The organism is Mesorhizobium sp. P3_A2, from assembly GCF_056403115.1.
On the sequence record NZ_JBFUGC010000020.1, the window covers coordinates 13015 to 27161 of the forward strand.

Consider the following 14147-nt stretch of genomic DNA (forward strand, 5'->3'; position numbering starts at 1 on the left):
ACCCGCGGAGCTTTGATCTGAGTCACTTCGAACGAGGGACATTCTGTGCGCCGTCGTCACGGTCGATCAGAATGCGCTCCGCCGCGCCATCGAGATCCTCGTACTGGCCACTTCTCAACGCCCACAGGAAGCCGGCCAGGCCGAGTGCGCCGAGGAAAAGTGCTACCGGGATGAGGTAGACGAGCGTCGTCATGAGGATTCGGCCAACGCGCCGGCCCGCCCGGGCCTGTCTTGCCGCGCGGTTTTGGACGACGCGCCCATTGCGAAGCCTTGCAGGCGCATGGCATTTCCAATCACAAGCAATGACGAGGCAGACATCGCGACCGCGGCGATAAGAGGAGTAACATGCCCCAGAATGGCGATCGGCACGGCCACGGCATTGTAAACGATCGCAATTGTTATGTTCTGTTGGATCAGGCTTCCCGCCTTGCGCGACACGTCCAGCGCCAGCGGGACGGCCAAGAGGCTTTCGCGCAGAAAAACGAAGTCGGCTGCATTGCGGCCAATGTCGGCAGCCGTGGCGGGCGCGATCGAGACATGCGCAGCGCTCAGCGCCGGCGTGTCGTTGAGTCCGTCGCCAACCATTAGAACCTTATGCCCGTCTCTCGCCAGACTCTCGATGCGTTCGACCTTGCCGGACGGCAGCAGACAGGGAACGAAGTCATCGACACCCAGCACGTCCGCAACCTCGGCGCAGGCTTTCGTGGTATCGCCCGACAGCATTTCCACGCAAATACCAGCGTTGTGCAGTTGATCGATGGCTGTTCTGGTGTCGACACGCAGCGCATCCTCGAAAACGAAGGATACGACAATCATCCCGTTTTTCGTCAGGACTGTTCCGCCGTAGCCATGTTTACCTTCACCGCCCGTTCGAGCCTTCCACCCAGCCCATCCGCGTCGACCCAGCCGCCAGATGCTTCCGGCGCCCGTGGCTTCGATCCCGAAACCTGGGTGCTCGGTCACTTTATCGAACCTGTGCTGGCTGCTGCTGACGGCGAAGGCGGCAATGGCCTTTGAAAAGGGGTGACGCGAATGCGCGGCCAGGTCGGCAGCGATGGCCAGCATGGCGGGATCGATCGACGATGCGTTGACGAGCCGAGGCTGGCCGAGCGTGAGCGTGCCGGTCTTGTCGAACACCGCCGTGTCGATTGTCGCCAGGCGCTCCATGGCCGAGCCATCCTTGACCATGATGCCGTTCTCGAACAGGCGTCGCGCGGCGACCACCTGCACGATCGGCACGGCGAGGCCGAGCGCGCAGGGGCACGTGATGATGAGAACAGCGATGGCGATCGTCATCGCCCTATGCCAGTCGCCGGTCGCCGCCATCCAGCCCAGGAATGTTGCCAACGCGGTGAGATGAACCACGGGCGCGTAGAGTGCCGACACGCGGTCGGCGATACGGCGATAGCGGGCGCGACCACCTTCGGCGGCCTCCATCAGCCGAACCATTTCCGCCAGGAACGAATCCTTCGCGGCCGCCATCGCCTCGATTGTCAGCGGACCGGTAAGGTTGAGCACGCCCGCTTGCACGGCTTCGCCCGGCGCCGCGCTTTTCGGCGTGCTTTCGCCTGAGACCAGCGAGCAGTCGAGATCCGACGCTCCCTTTATGATCTTGCCGTCGACGGGGATCCTTTCACCGGCCGCGATCAGCAGCTGCATTCCAGGTTCGATGTCGCCGACCGGCAGATAGTCGCGCGCGCCATCGTCGCGCAGCACCATTGCGCCACGCGCGGCCAGCTGTGATAGACCTTTCACTGCGGTGCGGGCACGTTCCCGCATCACGTGATCCAGCGTTCTGCCGATCAAAAGGAAGAACAGCAGTGATACTGACGCGTCGAAATAGGCGTGGTCGCCATGGTTGATCGTCTCATAGAGGCTCATGGCGTAAGCGAGCGACACTCCGACCGCGATCGGCACGTCCATGTTCATCCGGCCGTGCCGCAAGGCGTTCCAGGCCGAGTGAAAGAAGATGCCGCCGGCGAAGGCGAGCGCCGGAATGGCGATCAGCGCCGAGACCCAGTGAAAAAGATCGCGGGTGGCTCCTTCGGCGCCCGACCAGACCGAAACCGACAGCAGCATGATGTTGCCCGCGGCAAAACCGGCGACAGCGACGGCCCGGATCAATTCGGAAAGCGTCTTGTCCTTCTCGCTGGTCTCGGGATCGAACAGATGTGCCTGGTAACCCAGCCGCCCGAGCGTTGGGAAAAATGGCGGAATCTGGTCACCATGCCAGCGTACCGACACGCGTTTTGTGGACAGGTTGACGCGGGCGTCATCGACACGCTCTAGCTTTGTCAGCGCTGTCTCGATCGTCTGAATGCAGGCCGCGCAGTGGACAGATGGGACCGACAGGTCGGTCTGGTGAAGGCCTCTCCCCAGCGAGCGGCTCGCCAGTTTGATCTCACCGCTTGACGGCAGGACGGAAGATGCATTGGCAATATCCAGGGCCATTTCGGCGCCGGGGGCACAGCAGGTCATTGTAGCGCTCCCTTGGAAATCGTAACGCGGCGGACGTCGCGATACGGTTCGGCCAAGCCGGCATCGGCATCGATCTCGACAATCCAGACACCGTCCTTTGGGGTGTGCCGCGCGGCAAATTGCTGATCGGCGGCAGGGCTGCCGGATGCCAGAGCGAGAGTGATGGCTTTGTCCTCGGCCTCATAGGCAGGATGACGAAACAGCACTTTGACGCCCCGCAAGGGTACGGGTGTACCGACGGCATCGACCAGCCTGTAGCGAACCTCGCCGGATGCGATCATCAGCGTGCCCGTCCAGCCAAGTGCCGCTTGTTCCCGGCCTTCCCTGGCCTTCTCATTGAACTGCTGGCTGGCGACGTAGGTGTTCTCGACGACGAGCCCTGTCCAGCTCTTGCTGGCGAGGGTTGCCATGGTCACGTTGACGCCAATGACCACGCCGAAGAAGCCGAGAATGATCAACAGCATATGCCGGCCGGTGAATTCGCGGGACTTTTGCGAACGGACGTTCATCTGGCGGTCTCCGGTGCATTGAAGGTGGCCGTATATTCGGCGGATTCGAGGCCAGCCTTGTCTTCGATGCGGAACCTGAAGCCCTGTGTTGGTGCCTTGATCGCACTCGCCGGTTGGCGCACGAAAACCTTCATTGTCTTCAGGCGGTCGGGCTCGACAAGCGTGGTAAAGGACAGCGCGGGAGGAAGATCGACACCGACCGCGCTCATCTCGGCGCCTGGCAGGTCCTGCAAGGTGACGACGATCATCCTCGGCTCGGGGATCATGTTAAGCAGCTTGACGGTATAGCCGTTGCGGATCGAACCGTCGGAGAGCGTCACGAATTGGGGGTTGCGATCGTGCAGGACATTGAGTTCCAGCCGCTCGCGGGTCAGCAGCGAAAAGAGCAGCGCGAGCCCGACCGCCGACCAGGCGCCCAGATAGATGAAGGTACGCGGCCGGAAGATCTTGCTAATATGGAAATGCGCCAACCTGTCGGTGAACTTGCCGTCATCCGTCCTGACAAGGGAGGGGGTCACCGGGGAGGAACCGCCCGCGGTCGCCACAGCCATGTTGGCGTTGTAGTCGGACAATGTCGCGTAGGAGATCAGCCCGCGCTCCCTGCCCAGCTTGTCCATGACGCCGTCGCAGGCATCGATACACAGCGCGCAGGTGATGCATTCAAGCTGCTGGCCGTCGCGGATGTCGATCCCCATAGGACAGACCGCGACACAGGCATTGCAGTCGACGCAGTCGCCGACCGACTGGCCCGCGGCCAGGGCCTTCTTGGCGTGGCGCGAGCGGGGTTCGCCGCGCCAGTCATTGTAGGTGACGGTGAGCGAGTTCTCGTCCAGCATGGCGGCCTGAATGCGCGGCCACGGGCACATGTAGGTGCAGACCTGTTCCCGCATCAGCCCGCCGAACGTGTAGGTGGTCGCTGTCAACACGGCGATGGTCACATAGGCGACCGGCGCGGCGCTGCCATCGAAGACGTTGCCGATCAGCGTCGGCGCATCGGCGAAATAGAAGATCCAGGCGCCGCCGGTGGCTGCCGCTATGACCAGCCAGATGGCATGTTTGGATACGCGCAGCACCAGCTTGCGTGCCGTCCATGGACCGGCGTCGAGCTTGATGCGGGCGTTGCGGTCGCCTTCGACCGCGCGCTCCACCACCAGGAACAAGTCGACCCAGACGGTTTGCGGGCAGGTGTAGCCGCACCAGGCACGGCCAACCGTGGACGTGATCAGGAACAGGCCGATGCCGGCCATCATCAGGAGTCCGGCGACGTAGTAGAACTCCTGTGGCCAGATTTCGATGAAGAAGAAATAGAAGCGACGGTTGGCAAGATCGAGCAGCACTGCCTGGTCGGGCGCGAACGCGCCGCGATCCCACCGCAGCCACGGCGTCAGGTAGTAGATGCCGAGCGTGATCGCCATCACCAGCCATTTGAAGCGGCGAAAGCTGCCCGAGGCGCGCTTCGGGAAGATCTTCTTTCGCGCCGCGTAGAGCGGCTGGCGGATCTTGGCGGAGTTGACCGCCTCAGCTTCCAGCCGTTCTACCTGCGTCTGATCCAACACTGTCATCTCCACTCGCGCGCACCCATGATTCTTGCTCGCGCTGAACGACATTGCCGCTGGGCGGACCCCGTCGCGTTGATGCAGGTCAATCTTCGGATGTGGAAATGAATCGAGGCCCGGCTCTGGCCGGGCCTCGTCGCTTGAGCGGTCGAGAGTCGAGAATAGGCCCCCGTCTCCTATTCTCCCCCGCCAAGCGAATGGACGTAAACCGCGAGTTCCTTGACCTTGGTTTCGCCAAGGCGCCCAATCCAGGCCGGCATGACGCCGTGCTTCGGAGCGCGGACCTGCGCGGCGATGGCGGTCTCGCCCGATCCGTAGAGCCAGATCGCATCGGTCAGGTCGGGCGCGCCGAACTCCCTGTTTCCCTTGGCCTTGTCGCCATGACAGGCAACGCAGTTCTCGGCGAAGACCTTGGCGCCGGGCTCTGTCAGGCTTTTGTCCTGAACCGGGCCGGAAAGGCTGGCGACATAGGCGCTGACTTGGTTGATCTGGTCGGCCGTGATGATGTCGCCAAAGGCAGGCATCTCGGACTGGCGCGTCTCGGGATCCGAGGCGAAGCGGACGCCGTGCGTGATCGTCTGCTCGAGCTGTTCAGCCTTGCCGCCCCACAACCAGTCGTCGTCATTGAGGTTGGGAAAGCCGGCGGAGCCTTGGGCGCCTGAGCCGTGGCATTGCACGCAATTGACCTTGAACGCGGCACCACCGGCCGCGACCGCGAATTCCCGCAGCGCGTCATCAGCGGCTATTTCGGAGACGGTCTTCGCCTGGATGGCGGCGATATATTGGCCTTTGGCGACTTCGGCGGCCGCCAACTCGTTCTTGACATCGTTGCGACTGGAATAGCCTAGCACGCCCCTCGTAGCGGAAGACAACATCGGCCACGCCGGATAGGCGATGGTATAGCCGATGGCCCATAAGACGGTGATATAGAAGGTTATCACCCACCAGCGGGGAAGGGGGTTGTTGAGTTCCTTGATGCCGTCCCACTCATGGCCGGTGGTCGGGACACCCGACACGTCGTCGATATGTTCTGAGCTCATGATCAGTCATCCTTGAGGGGAATGCGGGCGGCTTCCTCGGCTTGGCTGCGGCCGCCAGGTCGAAGCGCGAAGCCAATGCATCCAACAAAAAAGAGCGCCATGGCGAGCAGGCCCCAGCTGTCGGCGAACTCCCGCATCAGATTGTAGTCCATCGGCGGTTCTCCTCAGCGGTAGCCGGCGGCTTCGTCGTAGTTCTTGAAATCGACCAGCGTGCCGAGCATCTGGAGATAGGCCACGAGGGCGTCCATCTCGGTGACTTCCTGCGGATTGCCGTCCAAGTCGCCCGTCTTGGCCTTTGGATAGCGTTTTTCCAGGCCGGACGTGTCGGCATTGGGATCGGCCTGTGCCATCAGATCCGCGTTGGCGTTGGCGATCATGTCATCGGAGTAGGGAACACCGACGCGCGCGTTCGCGACCAGATGCGTCGAGAAGTCCTTCACCTTGATCTGCGTGTCTTTCAGGAACGCATATTTCGGCATGATCGATTCCGGCACGACCGAACGCGGGTCGGTGAGATGCTGAACGTGCCAATCGTTCGAGTAACGGTCACCGACCCGGGCGAGGTCGGGGCCGGTGCGTTTGGAGCCCCACTGGAACGGGTGATCGTACATCGACTCGGCGGCCAGGCTGTAATGGCCGTAGCGCTCGACCTCGTCACGGAATGGCCTGATCATCTGGCTATGGCAGAGATAACAGCCCTCGCGGACATAGATGTTGCGCCCCTCGAGCTCGAGCGGCGAATACGGCCGCATGCCTTCGACCTTCTCGATCGTGTTGTCGAGGTAGAAGAGTGGCGCGATCTCAACGATGCCGCCGACGGTGACCACCAGCAGGGATCCGACGAGAAGCAGCGTGGCATTCTTCTCGATGATCGCGTGTTTATCCATCAAGCCCATGATCTGGCTCCTTATTCGGCAGGCTGGAGGGCGGGCTCGGAACCCGGCAACGGTTGCTCCTCGCGCTGATAGCCGAGGATGGTCATGGTGATGTTCCAGGCCATGAGCAGTGCGCCGGAGAGATACAGGGCGCCGCCCGCCGCGCGCATCACATAGTATGGATGCATGGCAGCGACGGTTTCGGCGAAGGAGTAGACCAGGAAACCCTGCTCGTCATATTCGCGCCACATCAAGCCCTGCATGACGCCGGAAACCCACATGACCGCGGCGTAGACGACGATGCCGAGTGTCGCGAGCCAGAAGTGCCAGGTGACGAGGCGCAGCGAATAGAGCCGTTCGCGGTTCCAAAGCTTTGGCACCATGTAGTAGATCGCGCCGAACGAGATCATGCCGACCCAGCCAAGGGCGCCCGAGTGGACATGGCCGATGGTCCAGTCCGTGTAGTGCGACAGCGAGTTGACCGCCTTGATCGACATCACAGGGCCTTCGAAGGTCGACATGCCGTAGAAGGCGATGGCCATCACCATCATACGGATGATCGGATCGGTGCGGATCTTGTCCCAGGCGCCGGACAGCGTCATCAGGCCATTGATCATGCCGCCCCATGAGGGCATCCAGAGCATGATCGAGAACACCATGCCGAGCGTCTGCGCCCAGTCCGGCAGGGCGGTGTAGTGGAGGTGATGCGGCCCCGCCCAGATGTAGAGGAAGATAATCGCCCAGAAGTGGATGATCGACAGCCGGTAGGAGTAGACTGGCCGGTTCGCCTGCTTGGGCACGAAATAGTACATCATGCCGAGGAAGCCGGCGGTGAGGAAGAAGCCGACGGCGTTGTGACCATACCACCACTGCGTCAGGGCATCCTGGACGCCCGAGAAAGCCGAATAGCTCTTCGAACCCAGGAACGAGGCCGGCATGGACAGGTTGTTGACCACGTGCAGCATCGCGATGGTGACGATGAAGGACAGGTAGAACCAGTTGGCGACGTAGATGTGCGGTTCCTTGCGCTTCAGGATCGTGCCCAGGAACAGGATGAGATAGGCGACCCAGACAATGGTCAGCCAAATATCCACATACCATTCGGGTTCGGCGTATTCGCGGCTTTCGGTGATGCCGAGCAGGTAGCCGGTCGCGGCCATGACGATGAAGAGCTGATAGCCCCAGAACACAAACCAGGCGAGGTCGCCGCCAAAGAGCCGGGCACGACAGGTGCGCTGCACGACGTACATGGACGTGCACAGCAGCGCGTTGCCGCCGAAAGCAAAGACAACGCCGGATGTGTGCAGCGGCCGCAGGCGGCCGAAATTGAACCAGGGCTGGATGTTGAGATCGGGGTAGGCGAGCTGCAGCGCAATGACCACGCCGACCAGCATGCCAATGACACCCCAGAACATGGTGGCGATGGCGCCGTAGCGGATTGGACCATCCATGTAGGCCGATGGGTCGATCGGCGGCGCCACTTGGAAATTGGTGTTGCGCAGGAGGATGGCGACAAAGCCCAGCAGCACAAGAAACAGCACCCACATGTGCTGCCGGAACGGTTCGTCCACGCCGAAGCCAGCAGCCACCAGAGCCGCAAACGCAAAAAGAGCCAGAGCGAAGATTGGTGTGCCGAATTTCATGACATGTCCCCGACTTCGGATGCGCAGACGTCAATCCGCCCGGACACCAATCCAGCAAGTGTTCAGGGGCCGCCTTGATCCATGTCAAAGTCAGCAGCTTTCGAAATGGGCAGCCTCGATCGAGGAGGCGGTCGTTAAACCGGAGCGTGAGCTGGGATCGTCGCCGTTCGCAACAAGCCGCGAAAGTTCGACAATGGCAGTTCAATATGGCAGCGAGCCGGTTCCAGCGGCGGTGATGAAACGCGCGCATCTGGAAAAGCTGCGGCTCTGCGATGCCTTGGAAAGGATCGCAGACACCTTGCCCAGGGTCGATTGCCTGGCATGCTTGACTGTGGCAAACGCGATCGTTCCGCTGTTGCGGGATATTCACCGATACGAAGAGACGATGATCTTTCCCGCCTACGAGGCTGCCTCCACCGGCGGCGATGCCAATCTTGCCTCAACGCGGCGATTGCGTGCGGAGCACGTCGAAGACGAGTGTTTTGCCGGCGAGGTGACTGAAATTCTGCTGCGGATCGGCCACGGCGGGAGAGTTGAAAACGCCGAGGCTATCGGCTTCATGCTGCGCGGCTTCTTCGAAAGCCTGCGCCGGCATATCGCCTTTGAGCGTGAGCATGTATTGCCGAGGATCGGGGTCCCAGATTCTGGCTAGACGCGCACCAGGCCCCGGCTGCTGGGTCTAGGCGCCGGAACGCTGCTCCAGTCGACTGAGGCTGTCCACCGTTACATGCCTGTTGTTATCGATCCGGATCACTCGGTCGGTTCGCAGCCTAGTCAATTGGCGGCTCACCGTCTCGATCGTCAGACCAAGGAAATCGGCGATATCGGCGCGTGTCAGCGGAAGATCGAAAGTCGCTGACTTGGCCGTCGGGTCGACCGTCGGGTCGATGTTCCTGGCAATCATCAGCAGGAAGCTTGCCACTTTCTCGGACGCGGTCTTTCGGCCCAACGTCACCATCCAGTCACGCGCCTCGTCGAGTTCGGTCAAGGTCTGTTTGAGCAGGCGATGCTCCAGCGCAGGCGATTCCTTCATCATCCGCTCGATGATTGTCCTTGGAAACGAGCACAGCGATACTTCCGTGGCCGCTTCGGCATTGATTGCGCTTTCGACTTTGAATGGCCTTCCGAGAAAATCGGGAGCGAATTGAAGGCCGACGATCTGCTGGCGCCCGTCCGAAAGGCTCTTGGTCAGCTTCACGACGCCGGAAAGCACGTTCGAATAGCTATCTACCACCTCGGCGTCGCCAACCAGTTCAGCGCCCGACGGAATTGAACGCCGTGAAGAGGTTTTGGCCAGATCGACCAACTGATCGGCATCCAGCGCGCCGCATACCCCGCGGTGCCGCGCTTCACAAGATTGGCACAGCGCGGGAATGCCAGCGCTGTGAATGTCCTGTCTGACGGTCATGGCCTACCCAGATCAAATTCTGCGACACGATATCATCACAGGCTTTCAAATTGTTGCGTCAGTTTGTCCCTAGTGGTCAGCAGACTTGACGGAAATCAAGGTTTCGGCGCCGCTGCGTTCCTAGATTGGCGTCCATGCAAATCACCACGGTCAAGAACATTCATGGAAATCTGGTCAGTGCGGCGAGCGAAACCGTTCCTCGATACACCAGCTACCCGACCGCCCCTCATTTCCATGTCGGCGTCGATGCCGTGACAGTTCGCGGATGGATGGACGCGCTCGAAGGCGATGACGAGATTTCGCTGTATCTGCATATCCCCTATTGCGACAGGTTGTGCTGGTTCTGCGCCTGCCATACCAAGCAGACACGCCACTATGCGCCCGTGGCCACTTTTTTGGGTTCGCTGCACAGGGAAATCGAAACTGTCAGTCGTCTTGTGACCGACAGGGGCAAAGTTCGCGCCGTCCATTTCGGGGGCGGCTCCCCGACGATGCTAAGGCCCGACGACATTCTGGTGCTCGGAAGAGCGCTGCGGGATCGGTTCGACTTTCTCGATGATGCAAGTCTCAGCGTCGAGATCGACCCAAACGACATGGACGAGGGGCGGCTGGATGCCTTCGCTGCGATCGGCATGACGAGAGCGAGCCTCGGCGTACAGGACTTCGATCCAAAAGTGCAGAAGGCGATCAATCGCGAACAGAGTTTTGCCCTGACCAAAAGCATCGTCGATGCGGTCCGAGCGCGGGGAGTTACGTCTATCAATCTGGACCTGCTCTATGGGCTGCCGCATCAGACCTGCGACAGTGTTGCGGCGACCGTCGCCCAGGCGCTGACGCTGTCGCCCGACAGGCTGGCCCTGTTCGGCTACGCGCATGTGCCATGGTTCAAGAAGCACCAGACGATGATCGATGAAACCAGGCTGCCCGATACCGCGGCGCGCCTGGCGCAATCGCAACTCGCCGCGCGGCTGATCGTGGATGCCGGATACGAGGCCCTAGGGCTCGATCATTTTGCCAAACCGGACGATACGCTCGCGATCTCGGCTCGCGTCGGCAAGATCCGCCGCAATTTCCAGGGCTATACCGAGGACCAGTGCGAAACGCTCATCGGTCTTGGTCCCTCCTCGATCAGCCGGTTCCGACAAGGCTACGCCCAGAACATCGTTGCGACCGGCGAGTACGAGAAAATTGTAGATTCGGGACAGTTGGCGACGGCACGTGGCATCGAGCTCAGCGTCAACGATCTGGCCAGGGGCTGGATCATCGAGCGCCTGATGTGCCAGTTTGCCTTTTCGGCGGTCGAGCTTGTCGAGCGCTTCGGCGAGGTCGGGCAGACACTCCTGGCTACGGCAAGCCGCCTTGCCATCAGCAGCGGCGGCCTGCTTCTCAAGCTCGATGGCGAAAATTTCGTCGTGCCGCAGGACAGCCGCGCGCTTGTCAGGACGGTGGCGGCAAAATTCGACAGCTATCTCGGCAATGGAACCAGCAGGCATTCGATTGCGGTTTGACCAACGGCTCCGCGCAGCCGATCAAAAGTGTTCGCCAACCCTGAATGGACCGACGCGCGTTCCCGCAGCGATCAAGTAGGCGGTCGACCAGCCGATCAGTAGAAACCCGTTCACGCCCTCGAGCGCCGCCAGGACGCGCCAGTCATGGGCGGGAACCACGTCGCCATAACCGACCGTTGAAAAGGTGATGGTGGAAAAATACAGCGCGGTCTCGAAGTCCGGCAACACGCCGAGCTTAAGATAGACGCCGGCCCACAGCCACACCTCCGCTGTCATGACGGCAAAAAGGCCCATTACGACGCTGATCATTGCGACCACCCGGCTTCGTCGCCCGTGCATGCGAAAGCGCGCCGCCAGATGTTTCATCGCATGGGTGACTGCGATGAGGCCAAAAGTGTGAATGAGGACAGTCAGGCTTATGACGACTGTGCCGACGACTAGGTTGAGAACCATGCGATGAAACTAGGAACCTTGAGGGGCGCTTTCCTTGCGTAAAATCAAACCTGGCGCGGGCATTTCGAGCCTCGAAGCAACCGGTCGACTTTCGCCGAAGCCACCTATTGGCCTCTGCCTGCTGCAGCAGGCGCGAGGCGAAAGAACATCGCCAGCTTCAGGCTGGTCGCGAGAGCAGGTGCAACAGCGCGTCGCCCATGCGCTGCTCAAGCTGGTCAAGCAGGCTGGCAAGAAGACAGAGGAAGGAATCCTGATCGACTTCCCGATCTCACGCCAGGACATTGCCGAGATGACGGGCACGACACTGCACACAGTCAGTCGGCTGCTGTCGGCATGGGAAGACCAAGGATTGGTCAAAAGCGAGCGCCAGAAGGTGACGGTGGTCGAACCTCACCGGCTCCTTCTGATTGCGGAAGGCCGCGCTGAGAAAAGCTAGTCGGGTTCGGAACTCTCGATCGCTGCATGCAGGTCGCAGCTGAGTTGTTCTCCGTTCAGATCGTGTTCTCTGGCCGCGTCGGAAACGGTGTGGAACGAAGCAATCGGGCAGCCCACGCAAAGCATGCCGTGCTGGAGCACGACCCGGATGGCCGCCGGCGACCCGTGCATGATTTCGTCCATTGTCGCATCGTCGCTGAATTTGCGTTTCATGCCGCTTGCCCACCCTTGGAAGCCGACATGTTGCATCGGATTTCCGGGATGCTCGTTGCGCTGCGACAAAGAAGACGCAGCCCGACGCACCCTCATTACCTATGAATGGCGCAGATCGTCGATCGCGTCAGGAACCGCTTCTCCCTTCCGTTATCGAGCGAGAACATGCCGCCTCGGCCAGGCACCACATCGATGATGAGATCGGTATGTTTCCAGGCCTCGAATTGCGAGGCCCCGATGTAGAACGGCGCGGCGCCGATGTGGCCGAGCAGCACATCGTGGTCGCCGACGATGAAACCGGCACGCGGATAGCACATGGGCGAAGAGCCGTCACAGCAGCCGCCGGATTGGTGGAACAGAACCGGCCCATGCTCGGCGACGATCTCCGCGACGAGTTCAAGGGCGGCCAGCGTTGGCGTGACCTTCGCATGCATGGTTTTTCCCATTTCAGTCTGGGGCGCGGCCCCTCGCGGAGCCGCGCCTGTCAGACAAAGAGGTGATCAGAAGAAGCCGAGCTTCTTCGGGCTATAGCTGACCAGCATGTTCTTGGTCTGCTGATAATGGTCGAGCATCATCTTGTGTGTCTCACGGCCGATACCGGACTGCTTGTAGCCGCCGAAGGCCGCATGCGCGGGATAGGCGTGGTAGCAGTTGGTCCAAACCCGGCCGGCCTGGATCGCGCGGCCGAAGCGATAGGCGCGGTTGCCGTCGCGCGTCCAGACGCCGGCGCCGAGGCCGTAGAGCGTGTCGTTGGCAATGCTGAGCGCTTCGTCATCGTCCTTGAAGGTCGTGACCGAAACCACCGGCCCGAAGATCTCCTCCTGGAAGATGCGCATCTTGTTGTGTCCCTTGAACACCGTCGGCTTGACGTAATAGCCGCCGGCCAGATCACCAGGCAGAACATTGCGTGCGCCACCGGTCAGCACCTCCGCCCCTTCTTGGCGGCCGATGTCGATGTAGGACAGGATCTTCTCCAACTGCTCGGACGAGGCCTGGGCGCCAATCATCGTCGCGGGATCGAGCGGATCGCCCTGCACGATCGCCTCGACGCGCTTGAGGGCGCGTTCCATGAACCTGTCGTAGATCGATTCATGGATGAGCGCGCGGCTCGGGCAGGTGCAGACCTCGCCCTGGTTCAGCGCGAACATGACAAAGCCTTCGATCGCCTTGTCGAAGAAATCGTCGTCTTCGGCGACGACATCCTTGAAGAAGATGTTGGGTGACTTGCCGCCAAGCTCGAGCGTCACGGGGATCAGGTTCTGGCTGGCATATTGCATGATCAGCCGGCCGGTCGTGGTCTCGCCCGTAAAGGCGATCTTGGCGATGCGCGGCGATGATGCGAGCGGCTTGCCGGCCTCGAGGCCGAAGCCGTTGACGATGTTGAGCACGCCCGGCGGCAGCAGATCGCCGATAAGATCGGCCCAGAGAAGGATGGCGGCGGGTGTCTGCTCGGCGGGCTTCAGCACGACGCAGTTGCCGGCCGCAAGTGCGGGAGCAAGCTTCCAGCATGCCATCAGCAGCGGGAAGTTCCAGGGAATGATCTGGCCGACCACGCCGAGCGGCTCGTGGAAATGATAGGCGACGGTATCGTCGTCGATCTGCGAAAGGCTGCCTTCCTGGCCGCGCACAGCACCGGCGAAATAGCGGAAATGGTCGATAGCCAGAGGCAGGTCGGCCGCTGTCGTTTCCCGGATCGGCTTGCCGTTATCCCAGGTTTCGGCACAGGCGAGGAGATCGAGGTTCTCCTCCATGCGGTCGGCGATGCGGTTGAGGATAAGCGACCGCTCTGCCACGCTGGTGCGTCCCCAGGCATCCTTGGCGGCATGTGCTGCATCGAGGGCCGCCTCGATATCCTGAGCGTCCGAGCGTGCCACCTCGCACAGCAGTTGACCGTTTACCGGCGAGTGGTTCTCGAAGTAGCGGCCGGAGCGCGGCTCGGCCCATTTGCCGCCAATGAAATTGCCATAGCGCTTGTCGAAGGGCGCCTTGACCGAGCGTGAAAATTCAACCTTGTTCATGTGTCTTCCTC

Annotated in this window: 15 protein-coding genes and 1 pseudogene; 3 read left to right on the forward strand and 13 right to left on the reverse strand. The window is 61.3% G+C overall.

What is annotated here, in order from left to right; translation table 11 throughout:
* Positions 1-22: 22 nt before the first annotated feature.
* From ccoS to ccoN, 8 genes are all read right to left on the reverse strand, one after another.
* The gene (ccoS, locus tag AC1DXM_RS30200; protein ID WP_477238977.1) at positions 23-193 is read right to left on the reverse strand and encodes a cbb3-type cytochrome oxidase assembly protein CcoS; all 171 of its coding nucleotides are present in this window, start codon (positions 191-193) and stop codon (positions 23-25) included.
* Entirely contained in the window at positions 190-2478 is a 2289-nt protein-coding gene (locus AC1DXM_RS30205) for a cation-translocating P-type ATPase (RefSeq protein WP_477238979.1), read from the reverse strand. Before AC1DXM_RS30205 ends, ccoS begins: the two co-directional genes overlap by 4 nt.
* On the reverse strand, positions 2475-2987 hold the full coding sequence (locus AC1DXM_RS30210; protein WP_477238981.1) for a FixH family protein: 513 nt from the start codon (positions 2985-2987) through the stop codon (positions 2475-2477). Before AC1DXM_RS30210 ends, AC1DXM_RS30205 begins: the two co-directional genes overlap by 4 nt.
* Complete coding sequence (gene ccoG / locus AC1DXM_RS30215) at positions 2984-4549, reverse strand: cytochrome c oxidase accessory protein CcoG (protein ID WP_477238983.1); 1566 nt, start codon at positions 4547-4549, stop codon at positions 2984-2986. The genes AC1DXM_RS30210 and ccoG overlap by 4 nt, the downstream gene beginning before the upstream one ends.
* 170 nt (positions 4550-4719) lie before the next feature.
* Positions 4720-5583 carry a cytochrome-c oxidase, cbb3-type subunit III gene (ccoP, locus tag AC1DXM_RS30220; protein WP_477238985.1) on the reverse strand — a complete coding sequence of 288 codons (864 nt, stop codon included), beginning with the start codon at positions 5581-5583 and terminating at the stop codon, positions 4720-4722.
* A gap of 2 nt (positions 5584-5585) precedes the next feature.
* On the reverse strand, positions 5586-5735 hold the full coding sequence (locus tag AC1DXM_RS30225; protein WP_477238987.1) for a cbb3-type cytochrome c oxidase subunit 3: 150 nt from the start codon (positions 5733-5735) through the stop codon (positions 5586-5588).
* A 12-nt stretch (positions 5736-5747) separates the two neighbouring features.
* Positions 5748-6479: a cytochrome-c oxidase, cbb3-type subunit II gene (gene ccoO / locus AC1DXM_RS30230; protein ID WP_477238989.1), complete on the reverse strand. Its 732-nt coding sequence runs from the start codon at positions 6477-6479 to the stop codon at positions 5748-5750.
* Between the two features lie 11 nt (positions 6480-6490).
* Positions 6491-8101, reverse strand: coding sequence for a cytochrome-c oxidase, cbb3-type subunit I (ccoN, locus tag AC1DXM_RS30235; protein ID WP_477238991.1), 1611 nt, complete (start codon positions 8099-8101; stop codon positions 6491-6493).
* 193 nt (positions 8102-8294) lie between these two features.
* Here ccoN and AC1DXM_RS30240 point away from each other — a divergent pair, with 193 nt between their 5' ends.
* Positions 8295-8753 (forward strand): hemerythrin domain-containing protein, encoded by a 459-nt coding sequence (locus AC1DXM_RS30240; protein ID WP_477238993.1) that lies wholly within the window; start codon positions 8295-8297, stop codon positions 8751-8753.
* A gap of 27 nt (positions 8754-8780) precedes the next feature.
* Here the strand turns inward: AC1DXM_RS30240 and AC1DXM_RS30245 are convergent, their stop codons facing one another.
* Positions 8781-9509, reverse strand: coding sequence for a Crp/Fnr family transcriptional regulator (locus AC1DXM_RS30245; protein WP_477238995.1), 729 nt, complete (start codon positions 9507-9509; stop codon positions 8781-8783).
* Positions 9510-9643: 134 nt separating this feature from the next.
* On the opposite strand from AC1DXM_RS30245, the gene hemN reads away from it, so the two are divergent.
* Positions 9644-11017 carry an oxygen-independent coproporphyrinogen III oxidase gene (hemN, locus tag AC1DXM_RS30250; protein ID WP_477238997.1) on the forward strand — a complete coding sequence of 458 codons (1374 nt, stop codon included), beginning with the start codon at positions 9644-9646 and terminating at the stop codon, positions 11015-11017.
* Between the two features lie 21 nt (positions 11018-11038).
* On the opposite strand, the gene AC1DXM_RS30255 is transcribed toward hemN, so the two are convergent.
* Positions 11039-11470, reverse strand: coding sequence for a potassium channel family protein (locus tag AC1DXM_RS30255; RefSeq protein WP_477238999.1), 432 nt, complete (start codon positions 11468-11470; stop codon positions 11039-11041).
* Between the two features lie 166 nt (positions 11471-11636).
* On the opposite strand from AC1DXM_RS30255, the pseudogene AC1DXM_RS30260 reads away from it, so the two are divergent.
* Positions 11637-11906 (forward strand): annotated as a pseudogene (locus AC1DXM_RS30260) (helix-turn-helix domain-containing protein); the annotation flags it as partial.
* Here AC1DXM_RS30260 and AC1DXM_RS30265 read toward each other — a convergent pair.
* The 3 genes from AC1DXM_RS30265 to adh all read right to left on the reverse strand — a co-directional run bounded on the left by AC1DXM_RS30265 (position 11903) and on the right by adh (position 14136).
* Positions 11903-12118, reverse strand: a complete 216-nt coding sequence (locus AC1DXM_RS30265) for a DUF1858 domain-containing protein (protein ID WP_477239001.1) — start codon at positions 12116-12118, stop codon at positions 11903-11905. The pseudogene AC1DXM_RS30260 and the gene AC1DXM_RS30265 sit on opposite strands and share 4 nt — an antisense overlap.
* A gap of 95 nt (positions 12119-12213) precedes the next feature.
* Positions 12214-12552, reverse strand: a complete 339-nt coding sequence (locus AC1DXM_RS30270) for a DUF779 domain-containing protein (protein WP_477239003.1) — start codon at positions 12550-12552, stop codon at positions 12214-12216.
* A 66-nt stretch (positions 12553-12618) separates the two neighbouring features.
* Positions 12619-14136 carry an aldehyde dehydrogenase gene (gene adh / locus AC1DXM_RS30275; RefSeq protein ID WP_477239005.1) on the reverse strand — a complete coding sequence of 506 codons (1518 nt, stop codon included), beginning with the start codon at positions 14134-14136 and terminating at the stop codon, positions 12619-12621.
* Positions 14137-14147: the final 11 nt, after the last annotated feature.